At 67.6% G+C, this 18,569-nt stretch carries 19 protein-coding genes; 2 read left to right on the top strand and 17 right to left on the bottom strand.

Annotation, left to right across the window (positions count from 1 at the left end):
* Nucleotides 1–9 precede the first annotated feature (9 nt).
* Both R1Z03_RS07040 and R1Z03_RS07045 read left to right on the top strand, forming a co-directional pair.
* The gene (locus R1Z03_RS07040) at nucleotides 10–1,092 is read left to right on the top strand and encodes a FecR domain-containing protein (protein WP_317358108.1); all 1,083 of its coding nucleotides are present in this window, start codon (nucleotides 10–12) and stop codon (nucleotides 1,090–1,092) included.
* A 161-nt stretch (nucleotides 1,093–1,253) separates the two neighbouring features.
* Nucleotides 1,254–1,979 carry a TonB-dependent receptor plug domain-containing protein gene (locus tag R1Z03_RS07045; protein WP_317358110.1) on the top strand — a complete coding sequence of 242 codons (726 nt, stop codon included), beginning with the start codon at nucleotides 1,254–1,256 and terminating at the stop codon, nucleotides 1,977–1,979.
* A gap of 55 nt (nucleotides 1,980–2,034) precedes the next feature.
* On the opposite strand, the gene R1Z03_RS07050 is transcribed toward R1Z03_RS07045, so the two are convergent.
* From R1Z03_RS07050 to R1Z03_RS07130, 17 genes are all read right to left on the bottom strand, one after another.
* Nucleotides 2,035–2,799 carry a DNA methyltransferase gene (locus R1Z03_RS07050; protein ID WP_317358112.1) on the bottom strand — a complete coding sequence of 255 codons (765 nt, stop codon included), beginning with the start codon at nucleotides 2,797–2,799 and terminating at the stop codon, nucleotides 2,035–2,037.
* Nucleotides 2,796–3,680, bottom strand: a complete 885-nt coding sequence (locus tag R1Z03_RS07055; RefSeq protein WP_317358114.1) for a DNA (cytosine-5-)-methyltransferase — start codon at nucleotides 3,678–3,680, stop codon at nucleotides 2,796–2,798. Before R1Z03_RS07055 ends, R1Z03_RS07050 begins: the two co-directional genes overlap by 4 nt.
* Nucleotides 3,580–3,840: a Com family DNA-binding transcriptional regulator gene (locus R1Z03_RS07060; protein WP_317358116.1), complete on the bottom strand. Its 261-nt coding sequence runs from the start codon at nucleotides 3,838–3,840 to the stop codon at nucleotides 3,580–3,582. The genes R1Z03_RS07055 and R1Z03_RS07060 overlap by 101 nt, the downstream gene beginning before the upstream one ends.
* Before the next feature lie 167 nt (nucleotides 3,841–4,007).
* Entirely contained in the window at nucleotides 4,008–4,400 is a 393-nt protein-coding gene (locus R1Z03_RS07065; protein WP_317358118.1) for a hypothetical protein, read from the bottom strand.
* Between the two features lie 2 nt (nucleotides 4,401–4,402).
* Entirely contained in the window at nucleotides 4,403–5,848 is a 1,446-nt protein-coding gene (locus R1Z03_RS07070) for a hypothetical protein (protein WP_317358121.1), read from the bottom strand.
* On the bottom strand, nucleotides 5,845–6,786 hold the full coding sequence (locus R1Z03_RS07075; RefSeq protein WP_317358123.1) for a hypothetical protein: 942 nt from the start codon (nucleotides 6,784–6,786) through the stop codon (nucleotides 5,845–5,847). Before R1Z03_RS07075 ends, R1Z03_RS07070 begins: the two co-directional genes overlap by 4 nt.
* A complete protein-coding gene (locus R1Z03_RS07080; RefSeq protein WP_317358125.1) occupies nucleotides 6,783–12,401 on the bottom strand; it encodes a phage tail length tape measure family protein in 5,619 nt (1,872 codons plus the stop codon). The genes R1Z03_RS07075 and R1Z03_RS07080 overlap by 4 nt, the downstream gene beginning before the upstream one ends.
* A gap of 21 nt (nucleotides 12,402–12,422) precedes the next feature.
* Complete coding sequence (locus tag R1Z03_RS07085; RefSeq protein ID WP_317358128.1) at nucleotides 12,423–12,716, bottom strand: DUF1799 domain-containing protein; 294 nt, start codon at nucleotides 12,714–12,716, stop codon at nucleotides 12,423–12,425.
* A gap of 71 nt (nucleotides 12,717–12,787) precedes the next feature.
* Nucleotides 12,788–13,171, bottom strand: a complete 384-nt coding sequence (locus tag R1Z03_RS07090; protein ID WP_317358130.1) for a hypothetical protein — start codon at nucleotides 13,169–13,171, stop codon at nucleotides 12,788–12,790.
* Nucleotides 13,172–13,226: 55 nt separating this feature from the next.
* Nucleotides 13,227–14,171: a hypothetical protein gene (locus tag R1Z03_RS07095; RefSeq protein ID WP_317358132.1), complete on the bottom strand. Its 945-nt coding sequence runs from the start codon at nucleotides 14,169–14,171 to the stop codon at nucleotides 13,227–13,229.
* The gene (locus R1Z03_RS07100) at nucleotides 14,168–14,455 is read right to left on the bottom strand and encodes a hypothetical protein (RefSeq protein WP_317358134.1); all 288 of its coding nucleotides are present in this window, start codon (nucleotides 14,453–14,455) and stop codon (nucleotides 14,168–14,170) included. The genes R1Z03_RS07095 and R1Z03_RS07100 overlap by 4 nt, the downstream gene beginning before the upstream one ends.
* On the bottom strand, nucleotides 14,452–14,883 hold the full coding sequence (locus tag R1Z03_RS07105; RefSeq protein WP_317358137.1) for a hypothetical protein: 432 nt from the start codon (nucleotides 14,881–14,883) through the stop codon (nucleotides 14,452–14,454). The genes R1Z03_RS07100 and R1Z03_RS07105 overlap by 4 nt, the downstream gene beginning before the upstream one ends.
* Before the next feature lie 6 nt (nucleotides 14,884–14,889).
* Nucleotides 14,890–15,426 carry a DUF1320 domain-containing protein gene (locus tag R1Z03_RS07110; RefSeq protein ID WP_317358140.1) on the bottom strand — a complete coding sequence of 179 codons (537 nt, stop codon included), beginning with the start codon at nucleotides 15,424–15,426 and terminating at the stop codon, nucleotides 14,890–14,892.
* A 107-nt stretch (nucleotides 15,427–15,533) separates the two neighbouring features.
* Nucleotides 15,534–15,806, bottom strand: coding sequence for an HI1506-related protein (locus R1Z03_RS07115; protein ID WP_317358142.1), 273 nt, complete (start codon nucleotides 15,804–15,806; stop codon nucleotides 15,534–15,536).
* A gap of 37 nt (nucleotides 15,807–15,843) precedes the next feature.
* Nucleotides 15,844–16,737 (bottom strand): Mu-like prophage major head subunit gpT family protein, encoded by an 894-nt coding sequence (locus R1Z03_RS07120; protein ID WP_317358144.1) that lies wholly within the window; start codon nucleotides 16,735–16,737, stop codon nucleotides 15,844–15,846.
* 34 nt (nucleotides 16,738–16,771) lie between these two features.
* Nucleotides 16,772–17,182 (bottom strand): hypothetical protein, encoded by a 411-nt coding sequence (locus R1Z03_RS07125; protein WP_317358146.1) that lies wholly within the window; start codon nucleotides 17,180–17,182, stop codon nucleotides 16,772–16,774.
* Between the two features lie 34 nt (nucleotides 17,183–17,216).
* Nucleotides 17,217–18,362 (bottom strand): phage protease, encoded by a 1,146-nt coding sequence (locus R1Z03_RS07130; RefSeq protein ID WP_317358147.1) that lies wholly within the window; start codon nucleotides 18,360–18,362, stop codon nucleotides 17,217–17,219.
* Nucleotides 18,363–18,569 lie beyond the last annotated feature (207 nt).

An 18,569-nucleotide genomic window follows, 5' to 3' on the forward strand; every position in this document is an offset into this window, starting at 1 on the left:
GAAATGTCCATGACCGATCCCCACCGCGCGGCCCCCTCGTCCAGTGACCTCGATACCGAGGCGCTGGCGTGGTTCGCGCGCCTGGACCGGGAACGGGGCGCCGAGCAGAACGCCGAATTCCAGGCCTGGCTGGCCCGGCACCCGGGCCGGCAGGCGGCATTCGCCCGCTGGCAGGCCGACTGGCAGCGGCTGGACCAGTTGCCCGCTGCCGGCGTGGCGCAATTGCGGCGGCAACTGGCGGCCGAGCAGGCACAGGCGGACCGCCAATCCGCGCCGGCGCCCACCGGGCGCAGGGCGTGGCTGCAGGGTTGGTCGGTCCTGGTGCCGCAGGTCGCCGTGGCGGCAGTGGTGGTGCTGATGGCCGGCGGCGGCGGCTATCTGGCCTGGGACCACTGGCAGCAGCAGCCGGTTTTCGTGCAGAACTTCTCGACGGAACGCGGCCAGCAGCTGGACGTGCAGCTGCCCGACGGCAGCCGCCTGCGGCTCGATACCGCCACGCGGCTGGAGGTGGCGCTGTACCGCCAGCGGCGCGAGGTGCGCCTGCCCGAAGGGCAAGCCGTGTTCCAGGTGCAGGGCGACGCCACCCGGCCGTTCGATGTGCTGGCCGGCGCCGTGAAGGTGACGGTGGTGGGCACCCGGTTTTCCGTGCGCCACACCGCCAGCGTGCCCGGCGACAACGGCGTGCGCGTGGCCGTGGAGGAGGGACGGGTGCGCGTGGCGGCGGCTGGCGGCGCCGTGAACCCACCCGGGCAGACTGGCGCGGCCGCGGTGGTGCTCACCGCCGGGCAGCAGGTGTCGGCCGATGCCGCGGGCCGCATGGCGCCGGTCGGCCCGGTGGCGACGGCTGGGGTCGCCCCTTGGCGCGACGGGCGCATCACCTTCGACGATGTGCCGCTGGCGCAGGCTTTGGCGGAGTTCGAGCGCTACGGGCCGACCGGCCTCGTGGTGCGCGATGCGGCCGTGGGCGCGCTGCGCATGACCGGCACCTTCGACCCGCGCCGCCTGGACAACTTCCGGCAGGCGCTGCCCAAGGTGCTGCCGGTGCGCCTGCAGGGCGAGGCGCCGCACACCGAAATCGTCGGGGCGCACTGAGCCGGCCTTGCGCCAGGCGTGCGCGCACGTGCGGTCCGACCCCGGGGACAAGCCACTGAATCGCCTTTCGAAAAAAAGCGCAAAACCCAGGTTGGGGTTTTACCAAGCCATGCGTCTACCTGAGAAGGCTTCTTATTCCCAACCTTCCGGAGATCGTTCGCATGTCCCGTTTTCGTTTCCATCCTGCCCCGTTGGCCGTGGCGGCCGCCCTGGCGCTGGGCGCCTTGCCCACCCATGCCCAGCCGGGGGCCGGTGCGCAGGCTGCGGCATCCGTGCCGGTGGACATCCGCATCGCGGCCCAGCCCCTGGCCCAGGCCCTGGATGCGCTGGCGCGGCAGGCGCGCCTGGAGCTGATGGTGCAGCCCGCACTGGTGGAGGGCAAGGTGGCGCCGGCCGTGCAAGGGCGCCTCACCGCCCGCGAGGCCCTCAACCGCCTGCTGGCGGGCAGCGGGCTGTTCGCGGAGATCGAAGGCACCTCGGTGGTCGTGCGCCGCGTGCCGCAAGGCGCAGGCACGGCCACGCTCGCGCCCGTGACGGTATCGGCCCAGGCCGAGCGTCCGGTGGCGACCGAGCACACGGGCTCGTACACCACGCGCGCCGTCACGGTGGGCAAGGGCGCCCAGGCGCTCAAGGACATTCCCCAGTCGATCAGCGTCGTCACGCGCCAGCTGATGGACGAGCAGAACATCACCTCGGTCTACGACGCGCTCGCCAGCACCACCGGCATCACGCTGGCGCAAAGCCCGCAGGGCGGCAAGTACATCTATTCGCGCGGCTACGACCTGACCACGGTGCAGTACGACGGGGTGCCACTCAACCGCGGCATGTACGGGCGGGCGAGCAACTATTCATCCAGCATGGCGATTGAAGCGCGCCGCGAAAACTGAAGGCTCCGAGCTGTGATAACTCGGAGCCTTTGACGTTTCACCCGGTGCAAAGGAATTACGTTGCGGCGATTGTCGCTCGGAGTTCATCCTCCACTCTGTTGCACGCCACCTCGAAGTAGTGCGGCGACTGCTCGACACCGATAAACCGCTGACCGCGCCGGATCGCGGCAACACCAGTCGAGCCGCTCCCCATGAAGGGGTCCAGGACGAGACCGCCAGGCTGTATCGCTTGGACCAAGCTGTCCATCACACCGAGGGGCTTGCCAGTCAAATGGTGCTTCTCGCGGGGGTTGACGCGCTCGCGCACCATGCCGGGCCAGGGACCACCATGCGTTGCTGGGCTCAGGGGTCCGTTTGTTCCCCACACCACGTACTCGCATTGATGGCGAAAGTAGCCTTTGTGGGGCGCCCTCGCCGAGTCCGTCTTGTCCCACGGAATCAAGCCTCTCCAGACAAAACCGCCGGCCTGAAATGCGTCGGTCAGAGACGGTAGCTGGCGCCAGTCAGTGAAGACCATCGCATAGCCGCCTGGTCGAACCCTGGCCAGGGCCAGCGTCATCCAGTGCGACACCCAAAAGGCCCAACTGCGCGCATCCCGGTTGTCGCCGCCGAAATGGACATTGTGGGCGGCTTGCTGTGCCGGGCCGCTCTGGATGTATTTGGACAAGGGGGACTGCATGCGGTCGCCCCGCACCAGTCCTCCGCTGCTGTAAGGCGGATCGGTTACGAGCCCATCCACCGGCTCCTGCAGTTCCTGCAGCACCTGCAGCGCATCCCCCAGGTACAAGGTGGCCGGGCCGATCGTGCGGCTTTGGATCATATGGTCGCCCTCAGATGCTCGGCGATCCACCGGGCCACGGGAACACAGACCGCGTTTCCGGCCGCCCGAACCTCTCGGTGATCGGTCGCATCCAGTCCGAAGGGAAGCCCTGTAGCTTCAGACACTCCGGCCCGCTCAACCATCGCACCCCGTCCGCCTCGGTGACAGACGAGATTCTCGCAACCGATACCGATGAGGCTGGCTGCATTCTTGGCCAAGAGACAATTGGCAGGCCATCCATCCGCTGGCCGTGACTCTTGCTGCGGGCCAAGCGTGCCAGGTATTGCGTCCACTGGCGCGGCATCAGAAAGCAGCCCAGCGGGGGGTTGTCGTCCAAGACCAGCGACCAGGAAAACCCGGCGGCGACGCTGGGCGACTCCGAAATACTGAGCATCAAGCACCCGCCAGCATCCCACATACCCCCGGTCGGCAAGGGCCTGGAGGACGACGCCAAAGTCTTGCCCACCATTGCTAGTGAGCAGGCCAACGACGTTTTCAAGGACCAGCCACTGGGGCCGTATTTCCTCGACGATGCGGCAGACCTCCCAGAACAGGCCGGTGCGGTTGCCGGCGAGGCCGGCGCGTGCGCCCATGCTGGACACGTCCTGGCATGGGAAGCCGCCGATGAGCACGTCGACGGGGCTGAGGTTGTGGGCGCCGACCTCGCGCACGTCGGCGAACTGCCGGGCGTGCGGGAAGCGCAGCGCGAGCACCTCGCGCAAGTGCGGCTCGATTTCGACCTGCCAGGCCGTGGTGTATCCCGCTTGTTCGAATCCAAGATCAAACCCTCCTATCCCTGCAAACAGACTGCCCACAAGGGGCGATGAGGCCATGGTGGCCGGTGTGCGGCTGCTGGGTGCAGCCAAGGTGCCTTGCGACATGCATAACGCTTTCGTCGTTGGGCGCTCCCTGGCGCTCGGATGGGGGGCTCGCGGCCCTCAGGTGATTCATGGCCCCGCAGCGGGGGCACTTGATGGCGAGGACGGTGTATTCGCCCTCACCGAGTTTGCGGCGGCAGGCGCCGCAGCGGATTTCATTCATTGCAAGCCAGTTTCTACGGTTGAAACATCCGATAGACTCGCCGCACTCCGCGCGGAGTGGCGGGCCTTGTCGGCTTGCAGGCTCGTTCTGCAGGTTGGGGCTCCTGCCGGTGTTACCGCACCGGCAGGGGTCGCCCGTCTTTTAGTGTTGCCTCACCTCGCCTCGGGTCACAGCGTGGCGGCATGCAGGAACAGGCCATCCAGGTCCAGATCGAGGGCCGCGCCCAGTTGAGCGACAAGGGGGCTGTCCCGGCGCACCGTGGGGCGGTAGTCCCATTCGATGCGCGCCCTTGTCCGCGCGGGCTCGGGCATGGCATTGAGCAAGGCCTCCACGGCGGCCAGCTTGTCGTGCTCGTAGAGCGCCAGGCGGGCCTGGCCCATCGAGACCTCCTCGGGCACCCGCACAACCGGCACGGGCGGCACGTAGGGGGCGGGATCGTTGCCCTCGTCGCACCAAGCCAGGTAGGCCACGTAGTCACGGTTTTCCAGGTCAGGAGGGATACACGCCCCATCGTCCGTGCGGATCACGATGGCGGTGTCGGTGAGTTGGTAGGCGGCCATGGTCACAGCTCCGCAGAAATTTCGATGCGCGCATTGCCCGAAAGCAGCGCAAGGCAAGCCTTGCTATCGCTTGCCAGCCCGGCACTGGTGCTCGGGAGGATCACGAAAGCGGACTTGACCCCCGCGGAGCTGACGAACGGTCGGGCCGTGCACGACGCAGTGCCGCCGCCCAGTTGGAACTGGTATTTATCGATATCGCCGGGAAACGTGAGGGTCGGCGATGCGCGTTTTTCTGAGTAGTTGAGAGGCACCCACACCTGGTTGTTGTTGGGGACCATCCCCACCGCATACGTGTAGCCGTTGGCGTTGTTGAGCTGTTCGTAGTAGCGCTTGCACAGGTCGAGTTCCAGGGAGTGCGGCCGGTGTTCGAAGCGGCTGGCAAACGAGCCGCGCTTGAGCTCAAAGCCGGTGATCGCGAAGACATTCCCCGCCGTGTCGAGGCAGTTGACCTGGTTCGGCGAACCCAGGTACAGCGACTCGCGCCAGGCGCCGGCCTGGGTTTGGTAGGTCGCACCCACGCCAAGGCCCCAGCGAACATACAGCCCCGCCCCGTTGGTCGTATTCCAGCCCCCAGTGGTGGGCAAGCCGCCGAAGACCGTGACGGCCTTGGATTCCCACGTGTTCGGCGCGTTGACCGTGTATTCGCCCACGAAGGAACGATCGAAGCTGGCATTGAACAAGGCCAGGCAGTGCACGCCGGCTTTCGCGGACCGCACCATGAACGTCACGGTGAAGGTCACGCCGAACAAGTCGGCGATGTTGTAGCCCTCGATCACTTGCTGCAGCCCTGCCGACTTGGCCCCGGTCATGGCAGCGTCGGCCGTCGTGACCGTCACCCGGGCATTGCGGCGCAGCCCGGCCTCTGGGCCGTCAATGCCTTGCTCCAACGTGACGACAGCGGTCGTGGATGAGCCCGTGAACGTCAGTCGATCCACAGGGTAGTTGCCCGTGGCCACCGTGGCGCCAGTGAAGCTGCTGCCGCGTTGCGCCTGCGCGCAATTGCCGTTGATGAGCCGGTTGCGCAGGGCTGGCTGCGCGCCCGCCTGGTCTAGCGGGAGCCAGTTGGCGGACACGCCCGGCACGTGGGCCTGCACGTCGGCTACAGGCACTTTCAGGAGCCAGATTTGCTGGTCGTGCAAGACGCTGGCAGGCGGCGCCAGCGGGCCGGCCAGGTTCGCCCAGGCGCCCTTGAAGCCCGCCGTCGCCATGGCACTCGCGCTGGCGGCGGCTGCGTCCTGGGCGACCGCATCGGTGGCGGCGCGCAACTGGTTGACCTCATCGCGGGCCGTCACGGTCCACGTCCGGAACGAGGCCAGCCAGTTGCGGAAGCCGGCCAGCCACGCCATGTAGTTGTCGCTCTTGAGGTCGAAAACCTCCTGGCTGTCGTTGCGCCGAGAGGGAATGTCTGCAGCGACAGCAGGGTCGCCCGGGGGCGGCGTCAAAATCATGTGGTGATCTCCAGTCCATTGATGGTGAGGTTGCAGTCCGAGATGCCATGGGTCACCAGCACTTGCTCAAACCCCATGAGGTATCCGTAGGTCATCAGGGCAGTGACGCCACGCGCTCCGATCCAGACGATCGGGCGCTTGCGGAACGCCACGACCTGGGAGCGGGTGCGCTCGTACTGGGTGCCCTGCACCAGCACCTGCAGCTTCATCCAGTCGGAATAGGCGCCATCGGTGACCATCCAGCCGCCCCAGGCATCGCGTTTCTTTTCGCCGAACTCGTCGAAGCCGATCGACGGCCGCCAGTACGTGTTGCCCAGCCACACAGCCCGGCCTGCCACGATCTCGCCGCACCGCGCGATCGCGCCGGGCGACTTGATGCGGACGATGGTCGTGGCCTGCGTATAGGCTGGGAGCCCAGAAATCAACAGGCGCTCGTCGCGCTCGATCGGGTTGAAGAAGTACCCCCAGTGCGAATTGCCCGAGGGGCGCAGCATGGAGACGTCCCCCGAGTCGAAGACCTGGCCGTCATTGGCGTCGATCATCACCACCTGGACGGACGTGGCCCGCACCCCGAAAAGCGCAAGGTCGGTGATGACCCGGCCAGGCTTGAGTTGCACCTCGATCATGTCGGCGCGCTCGGTGTACGAGCCCAGCGATGCGTCGAACATGCGCAGGCGTTCTTCCACGCCGATGGCCTGCCAGGCGCCCGCGCTCGTGGTGCCGCTCAATGCCGGCACGTTGCCGACGTTGTTGTCCTTGAGGCTGCGGTAGATGATGCGGCTGGCGCCATCGATGACCTGCACGCCGCTGGCGTAGCTGGTGGCTGCAGCCCAGGCCGGCAAGGTGCTGGCCGCCACGTTGATGACCATGTTGGCCAACGTGAAAGCGATCGGGGCGATGAACCCCATCCCGCGCGTGTAACCCTGCGGCTCGCTCATGCCGTGACTCCTGTTGTCTCTGTGGTCCGCTGCTTGATGCCGATGGCATCGAGCTTGCGCACGGTGCTGTCCACGCTCTTGATGGACGAAAGCATTTCGCGCTGCAGTGCATAGCTCTGGCTCTGCAGCGCTCCGATCGCCGCCACCACGTCCGCGTTGCTGCCGGTGCCCCAGGGCGTGGAGGCGCCCGGGTTGAACGGGTTGAACCGCGCCGGCAGGACCAACTCGTCCTTGTGGATGCGGGCGGGCATGTCGTAGGGCACGCGGTTGATGCCCACATCGAACGCGGGCAGGTTGGAGCCCACCAGCGCCTGGACCTTCGCCCAGTCAGCCTCCCAGAACCCACTCAAGCGCGACATGTCCCGCAACGTGGCGCCCTTGGCTTCCATCGCCGCCATCAGGCCCGCCAGGTCCTCGGTGCCGTCGAAGGAGTGGTAGGTCGGGGCCAGGGAATCCAGGCGGGCGATCAGTGTCTTGTCGGTGATCGGAGACCGTCCCACCCCGGCGGTTGCCAAGTACATAAGGTCGACGTACCGGGCCTGGGCCGCAGGGGTCGTGCCATCGCCGCTGTTGCCACTCGTGCCGCCGAAGACAGCGCCCCCGGAGTTCGATCCGCTGGTGGGCACGGTGGCGCCGGGCTTTTCGGTGACCAGGGCCGCGTGGAAGTTGCGCACGGCCGTGGCGGTGTCCAGGATGCCGATGTACTGCCCACGCGCAATGTCCAGGGCGTCCTTGTTGGACTTGAGCAGCTGGTCCAGGCGATCGGCCTCGGCCTTGCTGGCATTGAGCAGCAATTCTTCGGTGGACAGCTGCGCCTGGCCGAGGTCGCCCATGGTGTCCAGCTTGTTGGCCAGCATGAGCTGGGCCGCCTCGTAGTCCAGGCGGTTCGTGAAGGCGCGCTCCGTGATGCCTCCCCGCGCCGCGGTGATCGCCTCGGCGAGCTTGCCGCCCTCGTTGGCACGCTGGCCCGAGCGCAGCGCGGCCAGGGCCTGGTCGATCGCCGCATTGCCTTCGGCGGCCTGCAGGGCGGCGGTGGCCGCGACCTGGCCGCGCAGTTCGCGCGCCTGGTTGCGGGCGAGCTCGACCAGTTCCTTGGCCGACGCCACCCGGGCCTCGCGCAACTCGATCTCGGCTTGCACGGCCTCTTGCGCCGCGCTGATGGACTTCTCCAACACCGCATAGGCTTTGTCGGTGGCTGCGGTGCGGGCTTCCTCGGCCTGGCGGCGTTCCTCTTCGGCCTTTCGTGCTGCCTCCGCAGCGTCCTCGGCCTTGTAGATCTCGATCACCATCGCTGCGAGCGCGGGATTGAGATTGAGCAGTGCGTAGTACTCCTGCAGGCGGCGCAAGTCCAGGGCCTCGCGGTCCTTGCCCTGCGCGATCAAGAGGCGCTGTTCCAGGTCGCGGCCCTTGTCCGCGATCTGCGCCTGGCGCTCGGCATTGCGGCGCGCCACCTCTTCGGCGGACACCGTGACGCTGGCGAAGGTGCCTTCCAGCGCCAGCAGCATGGCGATGGCCTTGCGGCCGGCTTCGGTGCTGTCGTCCTGTGCCTCGATCATGGCGCGCAGCTGGGCGCGGGCGTCGTCGGCGTTGATGTCCGGCAACGTGAGGTCCAACGAGGCGAGCTGCTCGGCCATCATCCGCTGGGCGTTGGCCCGGCGCTCTTCCTCCGAGAAGTAGTTGGCGTAGTAGCTGGACAGGCGGCCCTGCAGCTGCTCGAAGCCACCGCTCAACTCCGCGATGCCCGAGGCCGCATCGAAGCTCATATCCGCCAGGGAGGTGAGGCCCATGGCGTTGACGGCATCCTTGAACGCATTCACGCCCGCGATCTGCGTGTTGATGGCCGTCAGCAGCTGGTCCACGGCCTCGGATGTCATGGCCTCGGCGTTCTTGCCATCAACCATCTTCCGGATCACCTCGGGCCCATCGGTGACCTTTTGGAGCGCCTGGATCGCCGACTGCTTGAGATCGAGCGAGAAGTTTTCGACGGCGGTCTTGTAGTCCGGGCTGCGCGTCGAAAACACCTCGTAGAGGGTGCCCGCGTAGTTGTCGCCTTCGCCGCTTTCCCCGAATGAGGCGCCGTTGCTGAGCTTGCCGCCGACGTAGTTGCCGCCCCGGTCCTTGGAGCTTGTCTCGAAGCCGCCGAAGAAGTCCGTGAGGCGGACGGCGCTACCGATGCCCTTGAGCATCTCATTGATGCCCTTGGCGGTACCGGAGATGGCCTGGCGGATCGTGTCCTCGTCGTTGACCTTGTCGCCTTCCAGGCGGTAGGCCTCGCCGTCCGTGAGGCCGATGCGCTGGCCTCCGGAGAAATCGCGGTCGTACTGTTGCCCGACATAGGTGTACGACTGGCCGCGGCGGTTGTTGGTGACCGAGCCGTCGAAGGCCACGCCGAACTGGCCCCCGGTCCTCGTTTCGCCCTTGAACGAACTGGCCAGGCCGGCCAGGGCCGCGATGCCCGCGAGCGCCCAGCCCCAGCCCGGCACGGCGGCCAGCATGTTGCCGACGCCCATCATCCCGGTGGCCCCGGCCGTGGTGGGCCCGGCCAGGCCCGCGGCGAGGGACGCGCCCTGGTAGCCGGCCATCAACTGGGTGGCACCGGAGCCGATGGACATGAGCGAGCCCGCGTTGTTCAGCAGGCCCATCGCGCCGCCGCCAGAGCCGCCACCCAGGCCCAGGCTGTTGAGAGCGCTGCCCACCACGCCGTTGATGACCAGAGAGACGGGCTGCATGATGGCGCTGATGACCGGGCGCAGCACCAGCGTGTCGAACATGTTCTTCGTGCTGTCCGCGAGATTGCGGAAGAAACCTTTGCCGGCCTCGGCGCCGCGCATCAGGGCATCGGTCAGGCTGCGATTGATCTCGTCGGAGCCCTTCGCCCAGTCCGCCTGGATGATCTTGGCTGCAGCCGCTTCGCTCTCCGTGCGCTTGGCTCGCTCGAAGATGGCCCGCTGTTCCGCCTTGCTTTCCTCGGAGGCGCTCGACCGCTCCACCTCCGCCAGTGCCTTGGCGTATTTCAGTTCGATCTGGCGCTGGGCAACGACTTTTTCCCGCTCCAGGGCGGTCATGCCGGAAAGCGCCAGCTCGTCCGCATAGACCTGGGCAAGCTCCTGCGCAGAGCGCAGCATTTCCTCGGCACGGGCCATGCCGGCCTTGCCGTCGCCGTCCTGGAGCGTTGCGACGTATTCCCTCTGAGCCGCGGTCTTCTCGCGCAGACTCGCCACGAACCGGGGATTGAATTTGTCGGAGTTCTCCGCCTCCCGAAGCCTGTTCTCCAGCGTTGCGAGCGTCACCGCCTCGATGGCGGTCTTGCTCTTGCCGTACACCGAATTGGCCGCTTCCTGCTGCAGGGCGCGTTCCCTGATCGATTGCGCGTCTTTGTAGTTCGCATCGATCTGTGATTCCTGCGCAGCGATGGAGCCCTTGAGTCCCTCATTGGTGCGCAGTTGCACGCCCAGCGCATCCGCCGTCGCCTGCATCTCCCTGAGCTTGGCGACGGTCTTTGCATCGGTGGCCAGCTTGATCTGCTCGGCCAGGCGCAGCGATTCGCGCTCCCCCGCGTTGAGTTCATCGGCCTGGGCGCCGTTGGTCACCAGCTGCTGGTAATAGGCCCGCGCCGCGTCCAGCTGGGCATTGAGCGCGGCCACCTGGCCATCGGTGGCCGAGATGCCGCCCGCGGCCTTGGGGTCCTTGTACTTCTCCCGAATCGCCGCCAGCCGCTCGCGCAGGCCGGCCTCGGTGATGAGGCCCAAGGTAAGTAGCTGCTGCCCCTCCGCCTCGGCCTTGCGAATCTCTTCGTCGCGCTTGGCCGCCTTGCTGCGGAAGGCATCGCCCTGTTTGTCCCACTCGATGTACAGCCGCTCGTTCGCGGCGCGCTGGGCCTGGGCCTCGGCTCCGCGCTTCATCATGCGTTCCTGCTCCTGCAGGAGGCCGATCTCTTCGCGCAAGCGCGCGTTGCCCTTTTCCCAGTTGCTGCGCACACCTTCGTTCAGCGGGCCGCGCTGCATGCGGTCGGCCAGGTCAGCGCGCTTGCTGTCCAACTGGGTGAGCATCGTGTCGTCACGGCCGACGCCGAGCATCTTGTCCCAGGCCCACTTGGCCGAGTCGCCCAGGCCGCGCCAGGCGCGCTCCAGAAAACCCAGCCGGCCTTGCATGGTGTCCGCCACCCGAGCCATGGCTTGGTCGTAGGCCTGCTGCGCGACCGTGGCGGCCTCGGTCACCCGGCCTTGTTCCTGCAGGGCCTTGATCTGGTCGTACACCGCCTTGGTGAGGTAGTTGTGGCGCTCGTTGAGCTTGATCGACGCCTCCACGGGCTTTTCGCCGAGCTCGACAAACGCCTTGACCGTGTCCTTGACGGCCACGCCCACGTCGCGCTCCATGCGGATCGTGGTTTCCGCAAAGCGCTGCAGGTCCGAGCCGGCCACCTTGCCCGATTCGCCCAGCTCGGCAATCACACGGGAGGCTTCCCGCTGGGTGCCCACGGAATCGGAAACGGCCTTGGCGGCCTGCTGCATCTGCGCGGCGGTGGTGCCGGCTGCGTTACCGGACAACGCGATCGAGCGCGTGTAGCCGTCCGCCTCGCCCTTGCCGCTCAGGTACGCGAAGGTCAGCACCGCCACCGCGCCCGCCGTGAGGGTGAACGGGTTGACCATGCTCAGCACGACCGAGCCCAGCGCCCGGGCGGCCGGCACGATGCCGCCGAACATATCGCGCAGCTGCCCGCCTTGCTGCATCAGGACCGTGATGGGCGACATGCCGCCCTGCAGGGAGACCACGATATCGGTGATCTGCGCGGGCACTCCGCGCAGGGCCGCCGCGGTGGCGCGCGCCGACATGCCCAGCTGCTGGGTCTTGGCCTCGGCCATTCCCGTCGCGGCGCTCATGCTCTGCATGGCCGAGCCCAGGGCCTGCGCCGGGGGGATGGTGGATTTCAGGGCCGCGGCGGTCTGGGTGGATGCCGTCTGGGCCGCCTGGCCCAGTGTGCCGACCTGGGCGGCGGCGGCTTGCACCGCGGCGCCCACGCTGGTGGATGCTGCCGCAACCTGGGCGACGGAGGCCTGCGCCACTTGGCCGGACTGGGCCACTTGGCCCATGGCGCTGGTTGCCTTGTCGCCTACGCCTTGCAGGGAGGTGCCAACGGCCTGCACTGCAGGCACGGTGGCCTGCAGCGCCGCGGCGGTCTGGTTGGATGCCGTCTGCGCGGCCTGGCCCAGCGTGCCGACCTGGGCGGCGGCAGCTTGCACCGCGGCTCCCGTGCTGGTGGACGCGGCCCCCACCTGGGCCATGGACGCCTGGGCCACCTTGCCGGCCTGCGCGGCCTGGCCCAGGGCGGTGGTGGCCTTGTCGCCCACGCCCTGCAGGGCGGCACCCACGGCCTGGGCTGGGGACACGGTGGCCTGCAGCGATTGCGCCGCCTGGCCGGCCGCGGCGGAGGTGACCTGGCCGAGGGTGCCGGCCTCCTTGGCCGCCGACTGCACCGCGGTGGCGGCGGTGGTCGAGCTCGACGCGACCTGCGCGGCGAACTCCTGTGCGGTCTGCCCGGCGCCCTTGAACTCGGCGGTGTACTGCTGCGCATTGGCGCGCAGTTCCACAGATACCGCGAATTCGTTTTGTCCCATGGGTGCCGTCTTCTTTCCTGGTTACCGCTTGTTGAGCCACTTACGGGCTTCGTCTTCCATGACCCGCACCATCCAAAACACCTCGCTGCGGCGCTTCTGCGGCGTGCCGAGCATCTGCATGGCGGCCTGCAGCGATCCGTAGTCGATGCCCTCGTAATGCACGGCGCCCCAGGTGGCGACGATCCGCCAGTTGGTCCGCACGGCGCCGAACACTTCCCAGGCTCGCCATTCCCGCGGCGAGAGCTCGACCACCTCGTCCGACTCGGGGGCCACGCCGGCCTCTGCGTTGGCCTGCCTGGCCTGCTCGGGGTCCACGCCGAGTCGCGCCCACTGGGCCCGCAGATCGGCGTCCTCCGCTTCATCTGCAGGCGCTTGTGCGCCGTCGCTTAGGCAGTGGTTGCGGACGGCGCGGCGGAGTTTTTTTCGATCTCGGCCGCCTCCCGCGACTTGCGCCCGGCATCGAAGAAGGCCTGCACCAAGGCGACCTCGAACCCGTCCCAGTCCTCCACCAGATCGGCGCGCGTGGCTTCGGTGTAGGGCACCGCCTGACCCCGCACGTCCTTGAGTTCCCAATCCGTCAGCACCCGGTCGAGGAACACCTTGTCGTCGATTTCCTTTTTGGTCAGCTGGTCTTCCAGGGCCTGCCGCTCGGAGCGCTTCAGGCGCTTGAAGCGCACCCGGAAATCGACGTGGCAGGGCTTGGCGTCATCGCCGACGAGGGTGTAGCGGGCGGGTGCCCAGTAAGCGGCGGAGGCGAGCACGATGGTCATGGAACAGGACTTTCTTGAAACGAGATTGCGGGGAGGGAAATGGAGGAGCGCGGGCTCAGGTGGTGATCGACCACTCGTCGTTGCCGACGCTGCTGGGGATGCCGCGGAAGGGGACGGTGATCATCTGGATGCCGTCCTGGTCGGCGAAGGTGGGCTTGCCCACCTGGGCGTTGGGAACCGAGAGGGAGACCGTGTTGGTCGCGGCCTGGCCGTGCTTGATGAGCAGCGGCACCTTCTCGCCCTTGCGTGCGAGCTCGATCCAGTTCTTTTCCGCAACAGTGGTGTTGCGGAACGTGATCGAGCCCGTGGCGTTGCGCCCGGTGATCTCGGTGCTGTCCACGTTCATCAAGTCCTGCTTGACGACCTGGCAGCCGAAGTCGAACTGGAACGAGCTCGCGGCCACGGCGATGCCGGCGAACATGGCGGTGGTGTTGGCCTTGTTCACGCCCAGCGGTCGCTGGAACCCCGTGAACACCGTTGCGGGCATGGCGCCCAGGTCTTCCACCGGAACGAACGAGCCGGTGAACTCGAACTGCCACTTCGGGATTTGCTTGGCATCCACCGTGGCCTTGCAGTTGCCCCGCGAGCCGGCCATCTTGTAGAGGGTCTTGTCGATCACGGCGTAGATCGAGACGCTCTCGATGCCATCGGTGACCGGATCGAACACCGTCTTGGCGTCGGCATCCGGCGCGGGCGTGTTGGTGACGCGCGCGGCGCACCCCCGCATGAGCGGCGCCCAGCCGGGAATGTCGCCCTTGGCGGCCACGCCGGCAAAGCCCACGCTGAACGCGATCTTGCGGTACTCGGTCACCAGCGTGGATTCGGAGGCGCCGAAGTACGGCCGCACGATGCCTTGCTCCACCTCGTCGCCTTCGATCGGTGTCAGCGTCACGTCGCTGACCTCGATGGCATTGGCAGCGACGGGCACCACGAAGGTGCCTACGATTTGCTCGACGGCCACGAGGATGGCCAGCTTTCGCATGAATTTGGGATCGCTCATGGCTGCGGCTCCTTTTGGGTTTCAGGGGGTGGCGTGGTCTGGGTGCGCTCCACGAGCTGGCGCTGGCCCGCGATCACGGTGTAGAAGCCGCCGTGGCCGTGGAAGTCATCGGGGCCCGGCGCGGGCGGCGGCGCCTCGGTGCTGGCGCCGGCCGGCGTGGGCTGAACCACGGCCAGGCTGTTGCCGGTGTCTCCGCTGGCGGCCGGGGCCGGCGCGGTCGATGGCGTGCCGCCGTCCGCGGCGGGGCCCGAAGGGGTTGGGTCTTTGGCATTGGGCTTGCTCATGGGTTGCTCCTGTAGTAGCCGGTTTCAAGGAATTCGTCGCTCCACACCAGGCGACCGTCGCCTTCCATCTGGACCAGCTCGCCGCCCAGGAAAACGACCGGCTCGCCAGTGGTTTCGTCGGGGGTCCAGCCGATGAGGGCCTGCTTGGTGGCCGCCCGCACGGTCGCCAGGTCAACGAGGCCGGCGCCACCGGTGGCTGCGCGGGTGTCGATGACGTACAGCACGCCGATGACCCGCCGCTCCAGCTGGTCAAGGGGGCCGGTGTGGGGCAACTCGGTGGCGCGTTCGGACAGCGGAATGACGTAGGCGGCCGGCGCGGCCAAGTTGCCGCGCATGGCGGCATCCAGGCCCGCGGCTGCGTCGATCTCGCGCAGCTGCAGAGACTGGAGCCGCTCCTGCAGGCGGGTGACGAAGTGCTGCACTTCCATGGCCGATTACCGGAAGTACCGCAGTTGCTGGCGGCCGAACACGGGGGCATCGCCATCGAAGCGCACGTCGGTGCTGGCCGTGTTGGCCGCGGCTTCGGGGTCCGCCGCGCCCAGGCTGAATTTGCCCTGGGCCAGCAGGCCAAGCATCTTGAGCGCTTCGCGGTAGTCGCGGGCGATGGGGTCCTTGGATTCGTCGGTGACCCGGTTTTGGTTGAGCAGGTAGCGGGCGATGGCGCGGGCCCAGGAGGTCAGCACGCTCTTGCCGGTGCTGGTGGGAGGCAGCTGCAGCGGCAGCGCGTAGCCGCGCTGTACCAGGTAGCCGTCGATCAATGCGCCGGCCTCGGCCAAGGCGTCCTGCACGCGCTTGAGGGCCGCATCAGCCGCGGCGATCTGCTCGGCCGTCCAGGCGCTGCGGTCGGCGCCGCGCAGGGTGGCGTCCATCAGCGCTTCGTCGCGGACAGGGTGCGTCTGGGTGCTGGCCACCATCGCGATCTCGCGGGCGCCGGGACGTTCGGCCAGTTCTGCGGTGGTGATGTAAGGCATATGAGAAATTCGATTGCCGGGGCTTTCGTCCACATATGTCCCGTTATCCAGCCCCGGCTGAGAGGTTGGCGGTGAGGGCTTGCGCCCGTTCGCTTCGCTGGCGGTTGTCAGGTGGCCGCGTCGGCAGCCGGCGCCGCTTCGATGTCTTTCAGGTAGGTGACCAACATCGGCTCGGTGGTGAGTTGCTCGTACTGGCGGTCGTCCAGTTCATCGAGCGGGATGACCGTTTCGCCGTCCGGGAAGGCGTAGCCGGCGCGCCGGAAACCGGCGACCTTGGGCGTCACGGCCAGGCCCTTGCCGGCAGTGCCTTCGGGCTTGGAGACGGCGGACGCGGCGCGCTGCGCTCCGCGGCGGGTGGTGCTGTTTTGCTTGGTAGCCATGTGGTGCTCCGAGGTGGGGGAAGTGAGTCGCCCGGGGTCAGGCCGTCAGCCAGGGGCAAACGACCACGGTGGACAGGTTGCGCATGACGTTGGTGGCGCCGTTGGCCAAGCGCTCGGCCTGTACGACCTGCAGGGCCGCTTGTTCGAGGTTGGGCGGCACCAGCAGCACCTTGCTCTGAATGACCAGCGGATTGCCGTTGTCGCCCTTTTGCGATTGGTGGGAGGCCCGCGCATCGGCGTAGGACTGCGAATCGAGCGGTTCGCGGCTGGCGTACGCCAGTTGCCACAGGCCCAGGCCCGCGTTGCCGCGGCCATCGGCGCCCCAGACGAATTCCCTGCGACTGAACACGTTTTCGTCCGTCAGGTTGGTCTTGGACGTGAAGGCGTAGTCGCGGCGCTTTTGGTACAGGATGGGCTTGATGACCTTGGAGGTGTCCAGCAGGTACCACGGCGTGCCCGTGCCGCCCTGGAAGTTGCTGACGCTGACCTGCGAGCCCGGCGCGCCGACCGGGTGATCGGTGTCGAAGAAGTACTGCCCGTCGTAGCACTGCGTGGTGAAGCCGGCATTGAGCAGGCTGAACACCATCTCGTCAGGGTGCTGCGCTGCGTCCTGCCCGAGCTGCTGGATCACGGGCGTGTAGATGCCGTACAGGTCGTCTTCGATTTCCTCGCGCAGCACGCCCACGGTGTTCTCGAACGTCTTGTTCTTGATGGCGTAGTCGTGCAGGGCCAGGTTCTGGATCTGGCGCTCGCCGATCCACTCACGAAAGCGCGTGATCTTGCCCAGCCAGGCGTATTTGTTTTCCGCCGTGGTGCTGGGCACCATCGTGGCGACCTGGTCCCACATGGGCGTGGCCGAGGTCAACGCGCCGCGGAAGGCGCCGCTGAACGCCTGGTTCAGGATGGCGAGGTTGCTGTGATTGATCTGCATGGTCTGGATGGCTCCGGTTGAAACAGGGTTGCGATCAGCGGAAGTCGATCCAAACGCCATCGGCGTCCACGTCGAACACCTTGCCGGCGCGGCTGCGGGTGTTGCCGCCGTTGGTCTTGGCGACGGTCTGGTCGTCCACGATGAAACAGTCGCCGCCGAGGTCGGCGAGCGTGATCGCATCGGCGGCGGCACTGTTGGCAAAGCGCGCGGGCCGCTTGTCTACCCGCACGCGGATGGCCCCGGCAATGCCCAGGGTGTTGTCGGCGAAGGTCAGGGCCGAGCCGGCGCACTTGAGCGTGGCGGCGGTGCTGCCCGGCACGGCCAGGCCGGCCGCGTTGATGGCGACGAGTGCGCCGGTGAAGATGCGCGTGTTGGCGGCGACGGGCGGCTCGATGAGCGTCCCGTCGCGGCGCAGGGTGTTGCGGTCTTGGGTGAGTGCTGCCATGGTGGTTCCTGGATGGGTGAGGGGCGGGCCCGGATCAGGCCGCGGCCACTGCGGCGCCGGCCTTGTATTGCTCGGGCGTCAGGTTCATGGCAGTGCAGATGGCCAGCTCGTCCTTGGACAGTTGCGCATTGCCCTTGGCGGTGCCAGCCGGAGGGAGGCCGCCCGTCTGGGTCGAGGTCAGGGCCGCGATGGGTTGCGCGGTGCCCAGGTAGCTCGTGAGGGCGGCCAGGTTGGATTTACCGAGGTCGCGCGCCCACGCTTCCTGCGCGGGCAGCAGGCGGCCATCGGCCAGCGCGGGGGCGACGGCGGCGTCGATGTCGGCGGCCTGCTGGCGGGCCGTGAGCGCGGCCAGGTTGGTCTGCAGGTCGGTGACGACAGAGATCGGCACGTACTTGGCGGGGTCGGGCACTGCTGCCGTGCTGGCCGTGCGCAGGCCGGTGCATGCCGCCGTGACGGCATCGGCCGTGGCATCTGCAGGCAGGCTCAGGGCCGTGCAGGCGGCGGTGGCGACGCTGGCGCGGGCCTGCAGGGGCTGCAGCGGGCCGAGGGCCGTCAGAGCGGCCATGGCGGCCGTCTCGGTGGTGTTCTCGGGCAGGCCGAGGGCGGCCAGCAAGGCCTTGAGCAATGGGTTCACGGGGGTCTCCGGATCAGAGGGCAGGAATGCAGCCGTGGCGGCCGCGACGAGGGAAAGCGGGGACATGCCGGCGATGCCGGGGTCGTTGGTGAGCGCACCCATCCGGACTTCGAGCACGGTGCCGTCGGTCTGCGAGTAGGTGAAGACCGGGCTGAAGTAGAGGTACTCCTTGCCGTCGATGGCAGCAGCAGCGCGCGCCGTCATCTCGACCATGCCGAACAAGCCTTCGCCCTCGACCCATTCCAGCGAGCGCGGCCAGCCAGCAGCCGGAGCGGGCTGGCCGTTCTTTTCCTTGTGGAGGGTCTGGTGCTCGTAATCGACGACGAGCGGCTTTTGGCGGGCGTTGAACCGCTGGATGACGGCTGCGGCACTGGCCGCGTCGATGCGCCAGGCGGGCACTTCCTCGGGCCGCACGTCGCCCGAGCGGAACTCGCCTGCTGGGAAAAACTGGACCCGGCGCATGAGCCCATTGCCCCCCGCCGCCTGCACGGCGAAGGTGCAGGCGGCGACGGCTATGGCGCTACGGTGGGTGTTGGGGGAAGGCATGCCGCCATGGTCGGCGGCGGCGGGCGTGGCGTCTTGGGAACCAGGACCTTATCTGAGGCGCGCAGCAGTAGCGGTGCTCGGGCTACTGCGCCCGGTCGTCCTAGACCTTGGAATGCCTGGCTTCAGATTCACTGTCACTAAGGAATCGGTTGCAGAGAACGTAGGGAATGAGCGACGGAACCAGCCACCACCATGAATGGAAATAGG

Origin of the sequence: Acidovorax sp. BLS4 (assembly GCF_032929295.1) — a bacterium.
Classification (GTDB): domain Bacteria; phylum Pseudomonadota; class Gammaproteobacteria; order Burkholderiales; family Burkholderiaceae_C; genus Paracidovorax.

Coding starts and splice junctions, on each gene's coding strand:
- R1Z03_RS07130 (WP_317358147.1), bottom strand. CDS start 18,362: ATGCCTTCCCCCAACACCCACCGTAGCGCCATAGCCGTCGCCGCCTGC.
- R1Z03_RS07045 (WP_317358110.1), top strand. CDS start 1,254: ATGTCCCGTTTTCGTTTCCATCCTGCCCCGTTGGCCGTGGCGGCCGCC.
- R1Z03_RS07050 (WP_317358112.1), bottom strand. CDS start 2,799: ATGATCCAAAGCCGCACGATCGGCCCGGCCACCTTGTACCTGGGGGAT.
- R1Z03_RS07040 (WP_317358108.1), top strand. CDS start 10: ATGACCGATCCCCACCGCGCGGCCCCCTCGTCCAGTGACCTCGATACC.
- R1Z03_RS07095 (WP_317358132.1), bottom strand. CDS start 14,171: ATGAGCGATCCCAAATTCATGCGAAAGCTGGCCATCCTCGTGGCCGTC.
- R1Z03_RS07115 (WP_317358142.1), bottom strand. CDS start 15,806: ATGGCTACCAAGCAAAACAGCACCACCCGCCGCGGAGCGCAGCGCGCC.
- R1Z03_RS07065 (WP_317358118.1), bottom strand. CDS start 4,400: ATGGCCGCCTACCAACTCACCGACACCGCCATCGTGATCCGCACGGAC.
- R1Z03_RS07075 (WP_317358123.1), bottom strand. CDS start 6,786: ATGAGCGAGCCGCAGGGTTACACGCGCGGGATGGGGTTCATCGCCCCG.
- R1Z03_RS07110 (WP_317358140.1), bottom strand. CDS start 15,426: ATGCCTTACATCACCACCGCAGAACTGGCCGAACGTCCCGGCGCCCGC.
- R1Z03_RS07100 (WP_317358134.1), bottom strand. CDS start 14,455: ATGAGCAAGCCCAATGCCAAAGACCCAACCCCTTCGGGCCCCGCCGCG.
- R1Z03_RS07090 (WP_317358130.1), bottom strand. CDS start 13,171: ATGACCATCGTGCTCGCCTCCGCCGCTTACTGGGCACCCGCCCGCTAC.
- R1Z03_RS07080 (WP_317358125.1), bottom strand. CDS start 12,401: ATGGGACAAAACGAATTCGCGGTATCTGTGGAACTGCGCGCCAATGCG.
- R1Z03_RS07105 (WP_317358137.1), bottom strand. CDS start 14,883: ATGGAAGTGCAGCACTTCGTCACCCGCCTGCAGGAGCGGCTCCAGTCT.
- R1Z03_RS07055 (WP_317358114.1), bottom strand. CDS start 3,680: ATGTCGCAAGGCACCTTGGCTGCACCCAGCAGCCGCACACCGGCCACC.
- R1Z03_RS07125 (WP_317358146.1), bottom strand. CDS start 17,182: ATGGCAGCACTCACCCAAGACCGCAACACCCTGCGCCGCGACGGGACG.
- R1Z03_RS07120 (WP_317358144.1), bottom strand. CDS start 16,737: ATGCAGATCAATCACAGCAACCTCGCCATCCTGAACCAGGCGTTCAGC.
- R1Z03_RS07070 (WP_317358121.1), bottom strand. CDS start 5,848: ATGATTTTGACGCCGCCCCCGGGCGACCCTGCTGTCGCTGCAGACATT.
- R1Z03_RS07060 (WP_317358116.1), bottom strand. CDS start 3,840: ATGAATGAAATCCGCTGCGGCGCCTGCCGCCGCAAACTCGGTGAGGGC.